15 protein-coding genes are annotated in these 17,478 nt (G+C 64.3%); 8 read left to right on the top strand and 7 right to left on the bottom strand.

Going from position 1 to position 17,478, the window contains the following annotated elements:
- Positions 1 to 347 precede the first annotated feature (347 nt).
- Genes ACMGGG_RS10920 through ACMGGG_RS10905 form a run of 4 tightly spaced genes read left to right on the top strand, consistent with a single transcriptional unit; the run spans position 348 to position 4,238 of the window.
- Positions 348 to 1,178 (top strand): ABC transporter substrate-binding protein, encoded by an 831-nt coding sequence (locus ACMGGG_RS10920; protein ID WP_414155467.1) that lies wholly within the window; start codon positions 348 to 350, stop codon positions 1,176 to 1,178.
- A gap of 15 nt (positions 1,179 to 1,193) precedes the next feature.
- Positions 1,194 to 2,699 carry an amino acid ABC transporter permease/ATP-binding protein gene (locus tag ACMGGG_RS10915; protein ID WP_414155466.1) on the top strand — a complete coding sequence of 502 codons (1,506 nt, stop codon included), beginning with the start codon at positions 1,194 to 1,196 and terminating at the stop codon, positions 2,697 to 2,699.
- Positions 2,696 to 3,373: a GntR family transcriptional regulator gene (locus ACMGGG_RS10910; RefSeq protein ID WP_063544895.1), complete on the top strand. Its 678-nt coding sequence runs from the start codon at positions 2,696 to 2,698 to the stop codon at positions 3,371 to 3,373. The genes ACMGGG_RS10915 and ACMGGG_RS10910 overlap by 4 nt, the downstream gene beginning before the upstream one ends.
- Positions 3,374 to 3,389: 16 nt before the next feature.
- Positions 3,390 to 4,238, top strand: a complete 849-nt coding sequence (locus ACMGGG_RS10905) for an urea carboxylase-associated family protein (protein ID WP_414155465.1) — start codon at positions 3,390 to 3,392, stop codon at positions 4,236 to 4,238.
- A gap of 176 nt (positions 4,239 to 4,414) precedes the next feature.
- On the opposite strand, the gene ACMGGG_RS10900 is transcribed toward ACMGGG_RS10905, so the two are convergent.
- From ACMGGG_RS10900 to ACMGGG_RS10880, 5 genes are all read right to left on the bottom strand, one after another.
- The gene (locus ACMGGG_RS10900; RefSeq protein ID WP_414155464.1) at positions 4,415 to 4,732 is read right to left on the bottom strand and encodes a putative quinol monooxygenase; all 318 of its coding nucleotides are present in this window, start codon (positions 4,730 to 4,732) and stop codon (positions 4,415 to 4,417) included.
- A gap of 105 nt (positions 4,733 to 4,837) precedes the next feature.
- On the bottom strand, positions 4,838 to 5,608 hold the full coding sequence (locus tag ACMGGG_RS10895) for an IclR family transcriptional regulator (RefSeq protein ID WP_414155463.1): 771 nt from the start codon (positions 5,606 to 5,608) through the stop codon (positions 4,838 to 4,840).
- Positions 5,609 to 5,676: 68 nt separating this feature from the next.
- A complete protein-coding gene (locus tag ACMGGG_RS10890) occupies positions 5,677 to 7,134 on the bottom strand; it encodes an amidase (RefSeq protein ID WP_414155462.1) in 1,458 nt (485 codons plus the stop codon).
- Complete coding sequence (locus tag ACMGGG_RS10885) at positions 7,131 to 8,441, bottom strand: citrate-proton symporter (RefSeq protein WP_414155461.1); 1,311 nt, start codon at positions 8,439 to 8,441, stop codon at positions 7,131 to 7,133. Before ACMGGG_RS10885 ends, ACMGGG_RS10890 begins: the two co-directional genes overlap by 4 nt.
- Before the next feature lie 76 nt (positions 8,442 to 8,517).
- Complete coding sequence (locus ACMGGG_RS10880) at positions 8,518 to 9,699, bottom strand: M20 aminoacylase family protein (protein ID WP_414155460.1); 1,182 nt, start codon at positions 9,697 to 9,699, stop codon at positions 8,518 to 8,520.
- 270 nt (positions 9,700 to 9,969) lie between these two features.
- On the opposite strand from ACMGGG_RS10880, the gene ACMGGG_RS10875 reads away from it, so the two are divergent.
- Entirely contained in the window at positions 9,970 to 10,641 is a 672-nt protein-coding gene (locus ACMGGG_RS10875; RefSeq protein ID WP_414155459.1) for a TetR family transcriptional regulator C-terminal domain-containing protein, read from the top strand.
- Between the two features lie 8 nt (positions 10,642 to 10,649).
- On the opposite strand, the gene ACMGGG_RS10870 is transcribed toward ACMGGG_RS10875, so the two are convergent.
- Both ACMGGG_RS10870 and ACMGGG_RS10865 read right to left on the bottom strand, forming a co-directional pair.
- Positions 10,650 to 12,209 (bottom strand): DUF2357 domain-containing protein, encoded by a 1,560-nt coding sequence (locus ACMGGG_RS10870; RefSeq protein ID WP_414155458.1) that lies wholly within the window; start codon positions 12,207 to 12,209, stop codon positions 10,650 to 10,652.
- Entirely contained in the window at positions 12,206 to 14,479 is a 2,274-nt protein-coding gene (locus ACMGGG_RS10865) for an McrB family protein (RefSeq protein WP_414155457.1), read from the bottom strand. The genes ACMGGG_RS10870 and ACMGGG_RS10865 overlap by 4 nt, the downstream gene beginning before the upstream one ends.
- A gap of 135 nt (positions 14,480 to 14,614) precedes the next feature.
- On the opposite strand from ACMGGG_RS10865, the gene ahr reads away from it, so the two are divergent.
- The 3 genes from ahr (at position 14,615) to ACMGGG_RS10850 (ending at position 17,456) form a co-directional block, all read left to right on the top strand.
- Positions 14,615 to 15,646 (top strand): NADPH-dependent aldehyde reductase Ahr, encoded by a 1,032-nt coding sequence (gene ahr / locus ACMGGG_RS10860; protein WP_414155456.1) that lies wholly within the window; start codon positions 14,615 to 14,617, stop codon positions 15,644 to 15,646.
- 97 nt (positions 15,647 to 15,743) lie between these two features.
- The gene (locus tag ACMGGG_RS10855; RefSeq protein ID WP_063544887.1) at positions 15,744 to 16,526 is read left to right on the top strand and encodes a hypothetical protein; all 783 of its coding nucleotides are present in this window, start codon (positions 15,744 to 15,746) and stop codon (positions 16,524 to 16,526) included.
- Between the two features lie 12 nt (positions 16,527 to 16,538).
- On the top strand, positions 16,539 to 17,456 hold the full coding sequence (locus tag ACMGGG_RS10850; RefSeq protein ID WP_054891411.1) for a LysR family transcriptional regulator: 918 nt from the start codon (positions 16,539 to 16,541) through the stop codon (positions 17,454 to 17,456).
- Positions 17,457 to 17,478: the final 22 nt, after the last annotated feature.

The raw sequence follows: 17,478 nt of genomic DNA, 5'->3' as shown, positions 1-17,478 counted from the left end.
GTGGGTGCCCGGGTAGGGACGACGACACTCTCGGCGTACTGGGTCCACAAGAACATTCGCAGTACTACGCGTAAGTACTACGTAGAACTACGTAGATGGGCTGTCAGTGAGGGTTGCGGCGCGCTTTTCGCGGGCAAGCCCGCTCCTACAGGGAGCGAGGTGGGGCATTGCCTTGTGGACGATACGGTACTTTTGTAGGAGCGGCGGTTCGCCGCTGCGACTTGCCCGCGAAGCAGGCGCTGCAGTTATTCGCGGGCAGTCCCCAATCCCCCAAGGCCATCATTGGCACGAGTATTGATAAATGATTCCACAACGATTGTTGAACAATCATAAGTGGAGCGTCCTTCATGTCTCGAGCAACAGCCCTCACCCTCGCCCTGACCCTCAGTGCCGCCGCACAAGCCGCCGACAGCACCTTGCAGTCCGATCGCCTGTCCATCGGCTCGGACCTCACCTACCCGCCCTACACCTACCTCGACCAAGGCAAGCCTGCCGGCTTCGACCCTGAGTTCATGACCCTGCTCGGCCAGCACCTCAAGCTCGCTCCCCAGTTTCAGGACACCCGCTTTGCCAACCTGGTGATGGGCGTCAACGCTCGACGCTTCGATGTGGTCGCCTCGGCCCTTTACGTCACCCCGGAGCGCGCAGCGCAGGTCGATTTCCTGCCCTACCTCAAAAGCGGTGCCTCGCTGATGGTGCGTGCCGATGACAGTTTCCGCCCGCAATCGCCCCAGGACCTGTGCGGCAAGCGCATTGGCTCGATCAAGGGTGGGTCGTGGATTCCCAAGCTAATGGCGCTATCCAAAAGCCACTGCGAGGCCAACGGCCAGGCGCCGATCGACTCGCGTGAATTCCCCACTTCCCCGGAGGCAGCCCAGGCCCTGCTGGCCAAGGCGGTCGACGTACAGTTCGAAGACGCCGCGGTGGCGGCCATCACCGCCGACAAGCTCAAGGGTCGGGTGTTGATCAGTTCCCACGAGCTGATCTACCCCGTAGTCATCGGCCTGGCCGTGCGCAAGGGCAACGATGCGCTGCTCGCTGAACTGCGCCAGGGCTTCGAGGCCATGAAGCACAGTGGCGAATACCAGACGCTGTTGAGCCGCTACAACCTTGGCGAGCCCAGCCCAGCCGAAGTGGCCCAGGCCCTGGGCCAGAATCCTCAAGCGCCAGCGCAGTAAGCAGGAGCGTCGAGCATGCAATTCGATTGGGATTATGCCGCCGGCCTGCTGGTCAACGGCGACTTCTGGACGGCGGTCGGCACCGTGGTGGAGTTGAGCGTCGAGACCTGGCTGCTGGGCATCGTCTTCGGCTTTGTCCTGGCGCTGGCGCGGCAGTCGAGCAACCGCGCCCTGAACCGCGGCGCGGCACTGTACATCTGGTTCTTCCGCAGCCTGCCGCTGCTGGTGCTGCTGATCTTCGTCTACAACCTGCCGCAGGTATTCCCGGGGACCAGCGTGCTGCTCTCCAACCCCTATGCCGCCGGCCTGATCGCCCTGGTGCTGAGCGAATCGGCCTATATCGCCGAGATTCATCGCGGCGGCCTGCTCGCCGTGGCCAAGGGGCAACTCGAGGCCGGCAAGGCGTTGGGTATCCGCTACACCGGTGTGCAGCGCCTGATCGTGATTCCACAAGCGTTGCGGGTGGCATTGCCGACCCTGGCCAACGAGTACATCACCATCGTCAAACTGACCTCGCTGGTGTCGGTGATCTCACTGTCGGAGATCCTGCTGGTCGGCCAGCAGCTGTACACGCAGAACTTCCTGGTGATGGAGACCATGCTCGCGGTCGCCTTTTACTATGTGCTGATCGTCACGGTGTTCAGTTACCTGTTGCGTCGGCTGGAGCAGCACCTTGACGTCACCCGGCGTCAGCCCAAGGCCATCGCCGATGGCCCGGCGCAACCGACGCCTGTCCGGCGCGAGGCCGCCCCCAGGCAAGGCGACTTCGCCCTGCGGGTGCTCGGCGCACGCAAGCACTATGGCCAGCTGGAAGTGCTCAAGGGCATCGACCTGGATATCCGCTTCGGCGAAGTGGTGTCGATCATCGGGCCTTCGGGGTCGGGCAAGACTACGTTGATCCGTACCCTCAATGGCCTGGAGGCCCTGGATCGTGGCCAGGTCGAACTGTGTGGCGCCCCCTTCCTGCGCGGGCGTGACGAAGACGGCGGCAGCCTTGGCAGTCGCGTGCACATGGAGGGCATCGTCCAGGTGGGGATGGTCTTCCAGGGCTTCAACCTGTTCCCGCACAAGACCGTGCTGGAGAACGTGATGCTCGCCCCGCGTCACCACGGCCATGCCAGCGACTCCGAGCTACGCGCCTTTGGCTTGGCGCTGCTGAGCAAGGTCGGCCTGCGCGAGCACGCCGGCAAGTACCCGCACCAGCTCTCCGGCGGGCAACAGCAAAGGGTGGCGATTGCCCGGGCACTGGCGATGCGCCCGCAGGTAATGCTGTTCGACGAGCCGACCTCGGCGCTTGATCCGGAACTGGTCGGTGATGTGCTCAAGGTAATCGAGGACCTCGCGCGCGAGGGCATGACCATGGTCATCGTCACCCATGAAATGAAATTCGCCTTCCAGGTCTCCGACCGCGTGGTGTTCATGGAACGCGGGGAGATCATCCAGGCCGGTGCGCCGCGCGAGTTGCTCGACAACCGCAGCGAGCGCATGGGCCGCTTCCTCAAGGACGTGCAACTGGCATGAGCAGCAAATCCCCGGAAAAAGCCGGCGAAAGCCTGCCCCTGGCCGACCAGGTAGCCCTCGAACTGCGCGAGGACATCATCGGCGGCCGCCTGGTCTCAGGCATGCCGCTGGTCGAGGCCGAGCTCACCGGCCGCTACAACGCTTCGCGCAACACCGTACGCGAGGCCCTGCACCAGTTGGGCCATGAAGGCCTGACCACCTATGTGCGCAACAAGGGCGTGATGGTGCGCAGGCTGGGTATCGCCGAGGTGCGCGATATCTTCCTGGTGCGCCGCACACTCGAGGTGCAGGCGATCCATGGCAGCAAGCCGCTGCGCGAATACCAGTCCGACCGCATGCTCGACGCCATCGAGGCCGCCGAACTTGCCCGTGATCGCGAAGACTGGCAGGCCTTCGGCACCCACAGCCTGCGCTTTCACCAGCACATCGTCGGCTTGCTGCGCAGCCCGCTGCTGGACGCCTTCTTCACCAATATCGCTGCGCAGATGCGTCTGGTGTTCGCCGTTGCGCCCGATGAAAAGAACTTCCAGAGCCCCTGGCTGGAGCGCGACCGGGAGATCCACGACCTGCTCGCCGATGGCTTGCGCCACGACGCCGCCGAAGCCATGACCCGTTACCTGGACGACTCCGAGCACGCCCTGCTCGATCTGTTCAGCCATCCACCCCGTTCCTGAACCCGGAGACCTACCCATGTACAAGGATTACCCCGCCGCCTACCAAGTCAGCAAAGGCGCTGCCCTGCAGGTCGACAAGCCTTTCTATGACCGCGTGCGCGAGCGCAAGGACGCCCGCACCCTGATCGAGACATTCGAAGTGCCGATCCGCACCGGCCGCGCCTGGAAGGTGCCGGCCGGCCATGTGTTCCGCGTCACCACCCCGGTCGGCCCGCAGGTCGGCGACTTCAACATCTGGAACGCCAACGACCCGCGTGAGCGCCTGTGGGCGGCGCGCACTCGCCAGTTGCAGGGTGCCCACGTCACCACCTACGACCGACTGTGGTCGAATCTGCCGTTCCTGCGCCCGCTGGTGACCATCACCGACGACAGCCTGGCCGACTATGGCATCGACGAGCACGGCGGGCGCCTGCATGACCTGCTCGGCACCCGTTGCGACCCCTACGTGAACAAGATGCTCACGGGTGAGGACTTCCATCACCACTGCCACTCCAACCTCACCCGCGCCGTGCTGCCCCATGGGCTGACCGAGTTCGACGTGCACGATGTGCTGAACATCTTCCAGTGCACCGGCTTGAACCATGACGACATGTATTTCATGAAGGCTTGCCCGGCCAAGCAGGGTGATTACCTGGAGTTCTTCGCCGAAATCGATGTGCTGTGCGCGCTGTCGACCTGCCCGGGCGGCGACCTGTCTCTGCCGATGTGGGGGCCTGAGGCACAGGACCCGCTGTCGGTCTGCCGGCCGCTGGGGGTGGAAATCTACAAGCTCGACGACAGCCTGCTGGATGGCTGGACGCAGCCCAAGCGCGCCAGCTACAACGGCATGCACGGGCTGGCGATCGGCAAGGCCGAGTGGGAATGATCGGCTGAAGGCCAGTCCAATCCCTGTAGGAGCGGGCTTGCCCGCGAACACGGGCGCAGCCCGTGCCAGGCAGCGCGGTGTCTGTTTCGCGGGCAAGCCCGCTCCCACAGGACAAAAAAACAACACACCTGTGGGAGCCAACTGTCTTTTACCGCCCCCCTACCACCGATCAACGATCAGCGATCAGAAACCTGCTCCAGAAAGATCAAGCGCAGCGGCTCACCCAACAGCGTTTCGCTCTGCGCCGCAAACCGCTGGAAATACGGCGCGGCGAAATGCGCATCGAGCGCAGCCTGATCGACGAACGCCTCGCGCATGTAGAACGTCCCCGGCTCATCCTTGCCCTCGAACAGCACATAGTCCAGGTTACCCGGCTCCGCGCGGGTCGGTTCGATCAGTTCCAGCAACGCCTGCTTCAATGCCAGCGCCCTGCCCTCGCGGGCCTTGAGCACCGCAATCGAGACCAGCGGGTTGTTCGTTACCTGCGCATCCATCGTCACATCTCCAACACGTTTGAGTTGCGCAGAGTGTTACCGAGGCGATGGCCGGTAAACAGCCGCATAGCCCGATAACACTTTCAGCACGATGCGGAAAATCGCTCAGGCCAGCGCTTGCTGTATCTGGCCAACGGTGGTCGTCAGGCTGCCCAGGTGCAACCCCAGCACCCGCTCCACCGGTGCCTGGTCCAACGGCCAGTGCAGGGCAATGCTCCCGACCAGTCGCCCTTGCGTGTGAACCGGCAGGGCGATGGCGCGGATCAGGAACGGCAGGCGCACCGGATATTCCCAATGACCCTCGGTGCGCCGGGCAAAGCCGCGCTGGGTTTCGTCCTCGATGGCCCGCAACATCGCGTCATCACCAACATGCGCATGCTCGGCCAGGCGCTGCACTTCATGGGGGGCCAGTTCGCCCAGGCAGGCGCGGCCCATCGCCGAGTGAAACAGGCTGGCGTGGTGGCCGACGATCTGGCAGTTGTTCGGATAGCGCTTGCGCAGCACCTGGGGAATCGCGCTTTCCATCACTTCCAGGCGCTGGCCGTCGAAGCATGACAAGTCGGCGACCAGCCCGGTGCGCTCGCTGAGCTCCAGCAACAGGGGCGCTGCGCTTTCGACCATCTGCCGCTTGAAGCGCAACTGGCCGTCGCCGAACAGGCGCCGGGCGCACAGGCGGTAGCGCCGATCGCTGAGGCCGCGGTAGGTCCAGCCCTGTTCCTGCAGGGTGGCGAGCATGCGCGACACCGTGGCCTTGGGTAACGCCGTCAGGTAGTGCAGCTCTTCCAGCCCCAGGGCCTGGTGCTCACCCAGCAATTCGATGATCGTCAATGCCCGCTCGACCGATCGCACGCCACCGCCGTCCCCGTTGCCGCTCATGTTCGTTCGCCTCCGTGTCTGCACCAGGTTCGTCACATTGCCCAGCAAGATACGCGCCTGCAAGGGCTTCAGCGCGCCAGCAGGCTCGGTGGCGGACAGCGCTCGACCCAGCGGGTCAGTTGCTCGTGGGCATAGGCCAGGCGCAACACTTCGCGGTCCGCCTGGGCCGGGCCGATGATCTGCAATCCCATCGGCAGGCCCTGGGCATTGAAGCCGACCGGTACGCTGATGCTCGGCAGCCCGGCGAGAGTCGGGCCGATCACCACCTCCATCCAGCGGTGATAGGTGTCCATCGTCCGCCCACCAACGACCTGCGGCCAGGGTTGTTGTGCATCGAAAGGAAACACCTGGGCCGAGGGCAGCAGCAGGAAGTCGTAACGCTCGAACAACCCTGCCATCGCCCGGTACCAGTCGCTGCGCGCCAGCGATGCCTCATAGAGCGCAGCGGCGCTCAAACGCAGGCCGCCCTCGACTTCCCATTGCGCCTCGGGCTTGAGTAGTGCGCGCCGATGTGGGTCGGCGTAGGCGGCTGCGAGGTTACCGTGCACCAGGAAGTGGCGATGGGTCAGCCAGCATTGCCACAGGCGCTCCAGCGGATAGTCCGGCTGACAGGTCTCGACCTTGCACCCCAGGCTCTCGAATTCGCTCAGTGCCGTTTCGCACAGGCTCAGCACGCCATCGTCCATGGGCAGGTAACCGTTGTAGTCACCCAGCCAGCCGATCCGCACATCGTTGAAGTCCTGCTGCAAATCGGCGGCGAAGTCCTGAGCACCTTCGTTGATCGACAACGGTGCCCGCGCGTCGTAACCCGCCTGTACCGCCAGCAATCGCGCGAGGTCGGCAACGCTGCGCCCCATCGGGCCTTCGGTGGCAAGTTGCTGGACGAACACCTCAGGCGCCGGGCCATGGGGCACGCGGCCCTGGGACGGGCGCAAGCCGAACACATTGTTGAACGCCGCCGGGTTGCGCAACGAGCCCATCATGTCGCTGCCGTCAGCCACTGGCAGCAAGCGCATGGCCAATGCGGCCGCCGCCCCGCCGCTGCTGCCGCCGGCCACCCGGCTGGGGTCGTAGGCGTTGGTGGTGGTGCCGAACAGCGTGTTGTAGGTCTGCGAACCGAGGCCGAACTCCGGCACGTTGCTCTTGCCGAGGATGATCGCGCCGCTGCGCCGAACCCGCTCCACGCTGATGGCGTCCTGCTGCGGCACCTGCTCGGCGAACAGCGGCGAGCCCAAGGTGGTGCGCAGGCCAGCCGTGGCGGCCAGGTCCTTGATCGCCTGGGGCATGCCATGCATCCATCCACGGGACTGGCCACGGTCGAGCTCGCGGTCGCGCGCGTCGGCCTCCTCGAGCAGTTGCTGTGCCGGCCGCAGTGAAACCAGGGCGTTGACCTGCGGATTGAACCGCTCGATGTGCGCAAGGTAGGCCTGCATCACCTCACGGCAGGAAACCTGACGAGCATGGATCGCCCGGGACAGCTCGCTGGCATCCAGCGCGACGACAGGGTCGAGATCTAGCGGTTTCACGGTTTTACTCCAAGTTCAATGACGGCCGGTGCGCGTGGCCGCACGGCTTCTTTCAGACAATAGGTGCCCAGCAGTGTCAGCACGCAGGCGAACAGTACGTAGAACGACGGCGCCACAGGCGTGCTCAAGACTTTGGTCAGCCAGGTGACGATCAGCGGCGCGAAACCGCCGAACAGCATTACTGCCACGTTATACGCCACCGACACTCCCGTTGAGCGGACGGCGACGGGGAACTGCTCGGCCAGCGCCGTGGGTGCCGGCCCGTAGAAACCGCCGATCATGCTGCACAGGGCCAGTTGCATCACCAGCAGGCGCTCTACCGAAGGTGCCGCGGCGACCCACAGGTGCAGCGGGTAGACCATCAGGAAAAAGCCCAGGGTGAAGGCCATCAGCACCGGTCGGCGGCCAATACGGTCGGACAGCGCGCCGGAGAACGGAATCACCACCGTCATCAGGCCCACCGCGAGCATCTGCACCAACAGCACCTGGTCCAATGGCAACCCCAGGCTCTTGTGGGCGAAAGTCGGCATGTTCACCAGCACCACATAGAAGGAAACGGTCGCGCCACTGGCCAGGCCCATGGACACCCACAGCGCCCGGCGATGCGTGCGTAGCACCTGCCACAGGCTCGGGGCCTGGTCCTTGGCTTGCTTGCGCGCCTCGAGAAACTCCTCGGGCTCCTGCATGTGCTTGCGAATCCACAACCCCACCGGGCCGATCAGCAAGCCGAACACGAAGGGAATTCGCCAGCCCCAGGCGTCCAGCGCCTCGGGTGAACACAAATGGGTGACCAGCGCGACCATCGACGCCCCGGAGAACACCGCCAGGCATTGCCCGACCAGTTGCCAGGAGCCATAGAGCCCCTTGCGGTGCGCCGGCGCGCTCTCCACCAGAAATGCCGTGGCGCTGGCGTATTCGCCCCCCGTGGCAAAGCCCTGCAGCATACGCGCGACCACGATGAGCATAGGAGCGCCCATGCCGATGGCCAGGTAGTTGGGGGCGAAGGCGATCATCGCAATGGACAGAGTCATCAGGCGAATGATCAGTTGCATGGCGGCCTTGCGCCCTTTGCGGTCGGCATACATGCCCAGCAACACGCCACCCACCGGGCGCATGAAGAAACCGACGCCGAAGGTCGCCAGGGCCATCAGCAGCGAGGCGTAGTCATCGTCGGAGGGAAAGAACTGACGGGCGACGATGCTGGCCAGAAAGCCGTACACGATGAAGTCATACCATTCCAGCGCATTGCCGATGACGGCCGCGACCACTTGCCGGGTGCGCGATGCGCCTGCGTTCGTAGCGTGCATGGGAAGTTCTCCAGAAACCAGATGTGAGGAACGCCCGCAGGGATGCGGGCTCCAGCGGCAGTCAATGAAGAAGCGCTCAGGCCGGGGCGAGCCAGCGCTCGGTGAGCGCGCTCCAGTAGGCGGCCCCGGTCAGCAGGATGTCGTCGTTGAAGTCGTAGGCGGGGTTGTGCACCATCGGCCGATCCACGCCGTTGCCGATGAACAGGTAGGCACCGGGGCAGCGTTGCAGCATCCAGGCAAAGTCTTCGCTGCCCATTAGCTTGCGGGTATTGCCATCGACGGCGGCTTCTCCGAGCAGCTCGATACCGACCTGGCGGGCGAAGGCGTTTTCCGCGGCATGGTTGATCAGCACCGGGTAGGCAGGCCGGTGTTCGATGCTCACGCGGCAGCCGAAGCTCTTGGCCTGGGCGTGGATGATCGCCTGTACGCGCTCCAGGGTCAGGCGCCTGACCTCGCCATCGAGCGCACGCAGGCTCAGGCGCAACAAGGCCTGCTGCGGAATGACGTTGGCCGCCTCGCCAGCCTGCAGCGCACCGACGGTAACCACTGCCGCCTCCTGGGCATCGATGTTGCGCGCCACCACGGTCTGCAGCGCCATCACCACACTGGCGGCCGCAACCAGTGGGTCGACGGTCAGGTGCGGCATCGAACCATGACCACCGACGCCCTCCAGGATGACGGTCAGCAGGTCCTGGGAAGCCATCATCGCTCCTTCGCGAAACCCCAGGTGCCCGGCGGCCAGCCCCGGCATGTTGTGCATGCCGAACAGCGCATCGCAGGGGAAACGCTCGAGCAGGCCATCGGCGAGCATCGCCTCGGCGCCGCCCTGGCCCTCCTCGGCCGGCTGAAAGATCAGTGTCAGGGTGCCGTCGAAACGCCGGGTCGCCGCCAGGTAGCGAGCAGCACCGAGCAGCATCACGGTATGACCGTCGTGTCCGCAGGCATGCATGCAACCCGTGTGTCGGCTGCTGTAGGCCGCGCCCGTGGCCTCGACGATCGGCAACGCATCCATGTCGGCGCGCAGCCCCAGGCGGCGCGTGCTGCTGCCGTTGCGCAGCACGCCGACCACGCCGGTGCGGCCAATCCCGGTGTGGACCTCGTAGCCCCAATCGCGCAGGGCCTGGGCGACCAGCGACGAAGTGCGATTCTCCTCGAAGCCCAGTTCAGGGTGGGCATGGATATCCTGGCGCAGTGCCTGAAGCTCGCCGGCAACGTCGGCGAGCCAGGCCAGGATGTGCGGGTGTTTGGATGTGGTCATCGGGCATCTCCTCGCGCGGGTTGCAGTCCCGCTTTTGTTATTCGCTCGGGGATTGCGGCACGAGAGGCAGGCCGCAGGTGCTGCCAGATAAACCTGACGGCGCGGCGGCGACAATCGAATGTGGTTCCGCTGTGTGGAACCTGGGTGAAAGCGGAGTTGTCTCTCTGTCATCACTTCGCTATATACTTTTGTAAATAACGATAGTGATTTCAGGGTTGTGTCCTGCCATGGCAAGCGTTCAGTGCCGGTTCTCCCGCTCGGTGGCCATCGATGGCTAGCATCCGCGAGCGCAATATTCAGTCGATCGTCGCGGCAGCCAGTCGTGAATTCGCGCAAAGCGGCTTCGAGGCGGCGCGCATCGAGGAGATCGCCGCACAGGCGGGCGTGCCCAAGGCCAATGTGCATTATTACTTCGAGACCAAGCGCAAGCTTTACCTCGCGGTGCTGGAAAAAGTCATGGCACCGCTGTCCAGGGCATTCCAGGCCTTGGACCCGCAGGCATCGCCCGAATCTGCCCTGCGCCGCTACATTCGCGCCAAGTTGGAGGTCTGCAGGCACCAGCCGCACGCCGTACGCGTGATGCTGAGTGAGTTGCTGCATGGCGCCCACCATCTGCCAGGTGCGCGCAGTGAAGAGGTCCGCGGGCTGGCACAAAAGGCCGTGGGGTGCCTGCAGGGCTGGATGGATAAAGGGCTGATTGAACGCACCGCACCGGAGCACCTACTGCTGTTCATCTGGTCGACGACCATGGCTCACGTGCGCTTTGCCACCGTACCGCAGCCTGGGCAAGTAAACTGGCCGGTGGAGGATGCCAAGGGGCAGGCACTGGTGCAGATGCTCACGCGCATGGTGCTCGGAAGCATTTGCCAGCCTGCCGAAACAGAAGCGCCTCTGAACACGAAGGCGCCACTATGGCAACCCGCAGCCGGCGAATCGCTATAACCAATAATCTATAGCGAATCACCCTGCAGTACGTTCATCAACCGCTCCGCCAGCTCGTCCGCCTGCGATTCCTCGGCCAGTGCCTGCACCCCTACCCCGTGCCTGGATAAAAACGCCTGTTGTGCCAGTACCGGCACTTGCTGCGCATGGGGAACCAGCAACCAGGCAGCCGAGGGCCCGATATCATCGCAGCGCAGGCTGTCGTGATAGATGTGCGCCGAACTCATTGCGTCGAGTATCACGTCGCGACTGGTGCTGTATTTCGCATCCAGCACCACGAACCGGGTTCGGCCTGGCCTACGCAGGATCACCGTGATATCCGGACGGCGCTCTTTCGACAGGCTCGAACGCCCGGCGCTTGGCGTTTGGTCGACAGCCGGAAAGCGGGCCTGAAGCCGGATCTCGAGCGTTGTTTGCAGGCCTTCGCCATGCCAACAAATACGATCTCTGGCAGTGCTGCTCCTGCTCCATTTCAATTGGGGATGGCGAGCCCTTAGCCGCTCCACCAGTACCAGATAGCACCAGCGCTCATAGATCTCCCAGGTAGGACTGACCCACAGCGACTCATCCCTTGCCCCCGTAACGCCTGGGCGCAGTGCCTGCCAGGTGAGGCGATAAGCGCGGGCATAGGCCGGATGCGCACTGATTGCATTCAGTCCGGCGGCGCAGAGGCGGCGTTGGCTGAGATTGGCGAACAGAGGAAGACGCGCTGTGCGCTCAAGCCTTGCGCGCAGACCATCGAGATAACCGATTCGACGCTGTATCCGCGGTGCGAGCACTGAACGAGTACTGCTCTCGCGCTCCGACAGGGCCGCCCGCTGCAGTTCGCCGCGCACCTGGACACAGCGGCGAAGCAACTTGTGGAGCATCAAGGCCAAGGCCTGGTTGGCCGGATTGTCATAGCTGTCGTAAGGCGTTCTGACCTCCAGCCCGATGCGGCTAGGCGGCGGGCGCTCAAGGCTGTCGGGGTGCAGCAGCGCACGACCATTCGGACTCATCAGGGCCTTGCGTAGCGCGACGCTATCGACACGCTTGACCCGATGTGCCGGCACCACATCGTGCGTTCTGTGCAGCCGTGACAGTGGCCGATCACTGACCAGCCTGAACGCTGCGAGGACGCCGTCGGCATGGCGACGCAGCCGTGCATAGCGCAGGTGCGGATCGGTCCAGGCCATCTGCTCGCCGATGCGCGTCTGCCCCGCCTCATTGCCCAGCAGCAACCCGGGGTCGGCATCGAACAGGTGATCGAGCATCGCCTTGAATTGTTCGCTGCCCAGCTTTTCCGGATGGGCACTGACATCGAGGCGGTAGCGTCCCAGCAAGCCGCCGTCTTCGGCCATCAGTTCGACGTTTACCTGGCCGGCATAAAACCCCGGAGACCATTGCCAACTGGTATGAGCGCTCTGGATCGAAGCTGCCAGCGGCATGTCATCGACGTACAGAAAGCACCCCGACGGTGCAGTGAAGGTGTAGGCGCCACGCTCGACGAAGCCCTGTGCCACGACATCGGGCTCGACCGCAAAGGTTTCGCCACCTTCAACAGTGCACTGCAGCATGATCTTGGTCATCGCCAGAACCGGGCCGAGCCGCTATGGCTCAGGTCATCCAGCATGTCGCCGACCTTGGCGGCGCACAGTGGCAATCGGGCGGCCAGCAGAGCGCGTTGCAGTTTGTCGAACACCTCCGTCAGTCGCGGACTGTCCTCACCGCGCAGTTTGGGCAGAATCCGCGAGTAGATGGCCTGGTCCAGCGCCTGGTCGAATGTCAGGAGCTTGCCGCGCTCGGTCTGCTCCAGGTAACCGATAATCGCTTGCAAGGTTCTCCAGCCAAAGTGCAGGCGCACCGGTCGCAACAGTTGCGCCAGCTCGGTGACCACCGTTCGCACTCGGCTCAGTTGCTCGCTGCCAAGTCGGCTCTGGTCCCAGCCTGCATAGGCCTGGACATCGATGTCCCAGAATTCGATGACAGCCGCTCGGTCGAGAACCTTGTCGCTCAGCCCATGGGTGGTCTCATCCATGTTCACCGTACCGATCAATAGCAGATTGCTCGGGTACGGCAACCTGTCCGGCACACCGCCCAATTCGTCGGGCTCGTTGTGCAACACGATTGCATCGCCGGTTTCCATGGCCGAAAGCAAGGCAGCCATGTACTGCTCTGGATGCGCCAGGTTCATTTCGTCCAGGACCAGGGTATAGGGGCGCGAAGGGTCGCTGGCCGCCTGCAGCAGAAACTCCAGCGCAGGGGTACTTACGTAATGGTCGGTATCCAGCGGATTGACATAACCCAGCAAGCTGGAGTCGTCGTGCCAGCCGGGTTGCACGGGCACTACCAGGGTGCCCTGTTTCGCTGCTTGCTTATCGCTCCACAGGCTCAGCCCGTAGTTGCGCGCAAGCTGCGTCTTGCCGGCACCGCTCAGCCCGGTCAGTACCGCAAAGTGCCGGCGCGGGTGCGACCACAGCCCTGCATCGAGCTGGGCAATGAGGGGCGCGGGGAAGCTCAGCTGTGGATCGAAGCGCTCGATGATCTGCGCGAGGCTCGGGCGCTCCTCGGCGACATCCTCCACCTCGTCCTCATCGTCCATGAATTCGGTCAGATCGACAGGGTCTGCGTCACTCGGCAGCGCAAGTGGTATCCAGTTCACCAGTTCCTGCCATTGCCGGCCTCGTTCGCTCAACTGCATTTTCTTGCCGGTGAAGTCCACCAGTTGCAGCTTTGGCATCCAGGAAATCAGCGCGCTGGGACGCCCGTCCGAGGTCCAGGCGCGATTGAGGGTTTTCAGGGCATCGATTGCCTGGCGCCTGGACATGGATGTTTTAGCCAGTTTGCAGAGCAGGAAGTCGAAGCCCAGGATGCGCGTGAGCATCCAGTCCTGCACCTCGTCCGGATCGCCGGACTCCAGCAGCGCCTCTCCTCGCGCGGTGAGTTCCAGGCCCCCGGGAACCGCCTTGATCACGTCCCACTCTGCGATCAACGCATAGATGAGCCCGCGCGGAGCATCGGGTTTTGCCTTGGGGTTGAGCGTCTGCAAGTGCACGGTGAAGTCTTCCCGGCTGCAGCCATCACCGACGAACTCGATCATCGAGCGGATCGCCCCAAGGCCGCCGGCGATAGGCAGCATCCCTCGGCGGCGCCGTTCCGGTGCAAGTGGGTTGAGCTGCAGTACGCCCAAGGCCGAGCGCACTTGCGTCGCTTCGCTGTCGGCGCTGCGCAACTCCTCTACCAGCAACCAAGGCAGGGTCAGACGCTTGACGCCTTCTTCGCTGCGAGGCTCGGCGATGGGTCCCAGAACCTCGGCCAGGCGCTCAAGTACATCTTCCTGAAGATGTACGAGCGAGGCGTTGTGGTGCTTGATGCCCAGCGCCTTGGCCAGTTCACTCAGGCTGTGATACGCCGCGACGGTGCTGAATGCGCCTGGGCACAGCAAGGTGAAGATTCGACTGAGTTTCAACCGCGGCGCACGCCCGGTATGTTCGGTGGCCCGACGGAGGATTTCGTTCCAGCTCTCGTGCAGCTTGGCGCTACGCTGATGGCTGTCTTCAGCGAGCGATGCCTGATAGTCGCAGCGCAACGCCCAGAGCAACGTGGCGATCTCTGGATCATCGGCGGCCGCTGCAATCTTCACGCTGCCCGACCCAGTCGTAGTGACCGCCTCGCTCTCCCACAGGCTGAGCTGAAACGCAGGCTCGATGAATGCCTCGCGGCTCATGTTCGCGATGTCGTTCATCTTGCTGAGCACGTTGTCGACCCATTTCTGATTGCCTTGTGTAGCGGCGACGTTTGTCAGCAGATCCTCGCAGATCCGTTTCAGTTGCTCGTTGTCTGTCAGGTCCCGTGACATGGCTACTCTCCTGGGCGGGGCATGGGGCAAGAAGGCGATGGGGCCGAATAGTAGCTCATAGCCACCCTCGCGGCATCAGGGGCGGTCTACACTTCCCAGGCTTCGAAACACTCGCCAAGCCTCTGGAGGTGTCCCATGAGCAACCCCACCCAAACCACGTCATTCAGCGGCTGGGCCGCCACCGCGCCGGGAGCGCCGCTGCAGCGGCACAGCTATGATCCGGGCGCGCTGGCCGCTGACGAGGTGCAGGTCGTGGTCGAGTACTGCGGTGTCTGCCACTCCGACCAGTCGATGATCGACAACGAATGGGGGCTGACCCGGTACCCGTTCATTCCTGGCCACGAGGTAGTCGGGCGCATCGAACAGGTTGGTGATCGAGTGAAGGGGCTGCAAGTTGGACAGCGGGTCGGGATCGGTTGGTACAAAGGCAGTTGCATGCACTGCGCGCCGTGCATGGAAGGCTCGCACAACCTGTGTGGTTCGGCCCGGCCGACGATCATCGGCAGCAACGGCGGTTTCGCCGACCGCCTGCGAGCGCACTGGGCCTGGGCCATCCCACTGCCGGACGGCCTCGACCCTGCCCTTGTCGGCCCCTTGTTCTGTGCCGGTTCGACGGTGTTCAACCCGCTGCTGTCATTCGGTGTCAAACCCACCGATCGCGTCGGGGTGGTCGGCATCGGCGGGCTGGGGCACCTGGCGCTGAAGTTTCTCAATGCCTGGGGCTGCGAAGTGACCGCGTTCACCTCATCCTTGAACAAGCAGGATGAAGCGAGGCGCCTGGGCGCACACAAGGTGGTGGCCTCCACCGACAGCCGGGCGCTCAAGGGTATCGCCGGCACCCTCGACTTCCTCCTGGTGACGGCCAATGCCGACCTGGACTGGACCGCCATGATCGGCACCCTCGGTACCCGCGGTCGGGTGAACTTCGTCGGTGTGGTGCCCGGGGCGATCCCGGTGCATGTGTTCAACCTCATGCTCCAGCAGAAAAGCCTGTCCGCCTCGCCGGTCGGCTCCCCGGCGGTGATGGCGAAAATGCTTGAGTTCTGCGCCCGCCACCAGATCGTTCCCCAGGTCGAGCAGTTTGCGATGAGCCAGGTCAACGCGGCGATCGACCACCTGCGCAGCGGCAAGGCGCGCTACCGGGTAGTGCTCGACGCCAGTCGCTGAAACAAAGCGGTGTCATTGGCGCAGAGGATGATCGACAATGTCGCGGCCGCAGGCTCAGCCCTGCGGCCAGACAAGAACAACCGGACCGCCTGCCGTCATGACGCTCTTCTACCTCAAGCTCGTTGTCACTCCCCTTCTGATGTGGGCCGTCTCCCTCGCCTCGCGGCGCTGGGGAGGATTGCTCGGCGGCTTGCTCTCTGGCATGCCGATCACCTCGGCGCTGGTCATGATCTTCCTGTGCCTGGAACAAGGCACCGCCTTCTCTCTGAATGCCATACCGGGCGCACTCGGCGGGCTGGCGGCGGTCCAGGCCAGCTATGCCTGCTACCTCTTCGCCAGCCGCAGGCTTGGCGTGGCCCTCACGGCAGTGGTGTCGCTCGCGCTGTACGGCGTGGCAGCCTATGTACTGACCCATTGGGGCAATCTGCCGATATCGATCGTTGTCGCCTTGTGCCTGGTGGTGGTGCTGGTCTGGGCCACGGCCCGCGAGCCGCGCCCGGCGCAGCTTGCGCAGATCAAGGCGCGCTGGTGGGAAATCCCCATGCGCATGGTCGCCGCCACCGGCCTGCTGATGCTCACCACAGGTGCGGCAAGCTGGCTGGGACCTGCGGTCAGCGGCATGCTCGCGCCGATTCCGGTGATCGCCTGGCCGCTGGTGGTGTTCTCCCATGTCCAGGGCGGGCGCTTCTCCATGGCCGGGATGATCCGGGGCAACGCCATCGGCGCCGTCGGGGTGATTGCCTTCTACCTGAGCCTTGGCGCGCTGCTGCCGCACCTGGGTATCGCCCTGACCTTCCTGCTCGCCGTGGGGCTGGCGGTGGTGCTGACCGTGGGGCTGGCGACGCTGCTGCGCTCGCGCACGGCTTCAACGGGCAAGTAAGGGCGCTTGACCATGCAACTGAACAACCTCATCCGTCGTCTTGACCTGGTGACCTTGCAGTTGTTCGTCGCCATCCACGAGGAAGGTAGCCTGACCCGTGCCGCCGCGCGCGAAGCGATCGCATTGTCGGCGGCAAGCAAGCGCCTCAACGAGCTGGAGGCAGCGCTCGGCTCGCCGCTGTTCGCCCGCCAGGCCCGTGGCATGAGCCTGACCCCGGCCGGGGAAACCCTGCTGCACCACGCCCGGCGCATGCTGTTCAACCTCGAGAAGATCGGCCTGGAACTGGGCGAGCACTTGCAGGGAGTGCGCGGCTACGTGCGGATGCTCGCCAACCTGTCGGCGATCATCCAGTTTCTGCCCGAGGACCTGGCGCTGTTCGCCGCAGAACACGAACGGATCAAGGTGGACCTGGAGGAGCGGCCCAGCAATGGCGTGATCCAGGGGTTGCTCGATGGCGTGGCGGACCTGGGTATCTGCTCCAGCGACAGCGACACCCGCGACCTGCTCAAGGTGCGCTACAGACGCGACCAGTTGGTGCTGGTGGTGCGTGAAGGGCATCCATTGGCAGACCAGGCGCAGGTGGACTTCGCCGAAACCCTGGACAACGACTTTGTCGGCCTGCACTCGGCGAGCTCCATCAACATGCGTACCCACGAGGCCGCTCGCCGCGCCGGGCGGGTTTTGCGCCTGCGTATTCATGTCCCCAGTTTCGATGCAGTGTGCCGCATGGTGCAGGCTGACATGGGCGTGGGGATCCTGCCGCGCAAGGCCTTCGAGTTGTTTGGCGGTGCGCTGGGGTTGCGTGCGGTGGCGCTGAGCGACGACTGGGCCGAGCGTGAGTTGCTGCTGGTGGCGCGGGACCTTGAGTCGCTGTCACCGGTGAGCCGCTTGCTGTTCGAGCATTTGCGCGCGGCTGAGCCTGGCGGCTGAGGGGTGTCGCCCCTACCCTTCG

The sequence above is a fragment of the Pseudomonas sp. BNK-44-b genome, from assembly GCF_047456245.1.
In the GTDB taxonomy this organism is placed as follows: domain Bacteria; phylum Pseudomonadota; class Gammaproteobacteria; order Pseudomonadales; family Pseudomonadaceae; genus Aquipseudomonas; species Aquipseudomonas machongensis.
The sequence above is the reverse complement of the archived record's forward strand: the minus strand, read 5'-3'. Positions and strand labels throughout refer to the sequence as shown.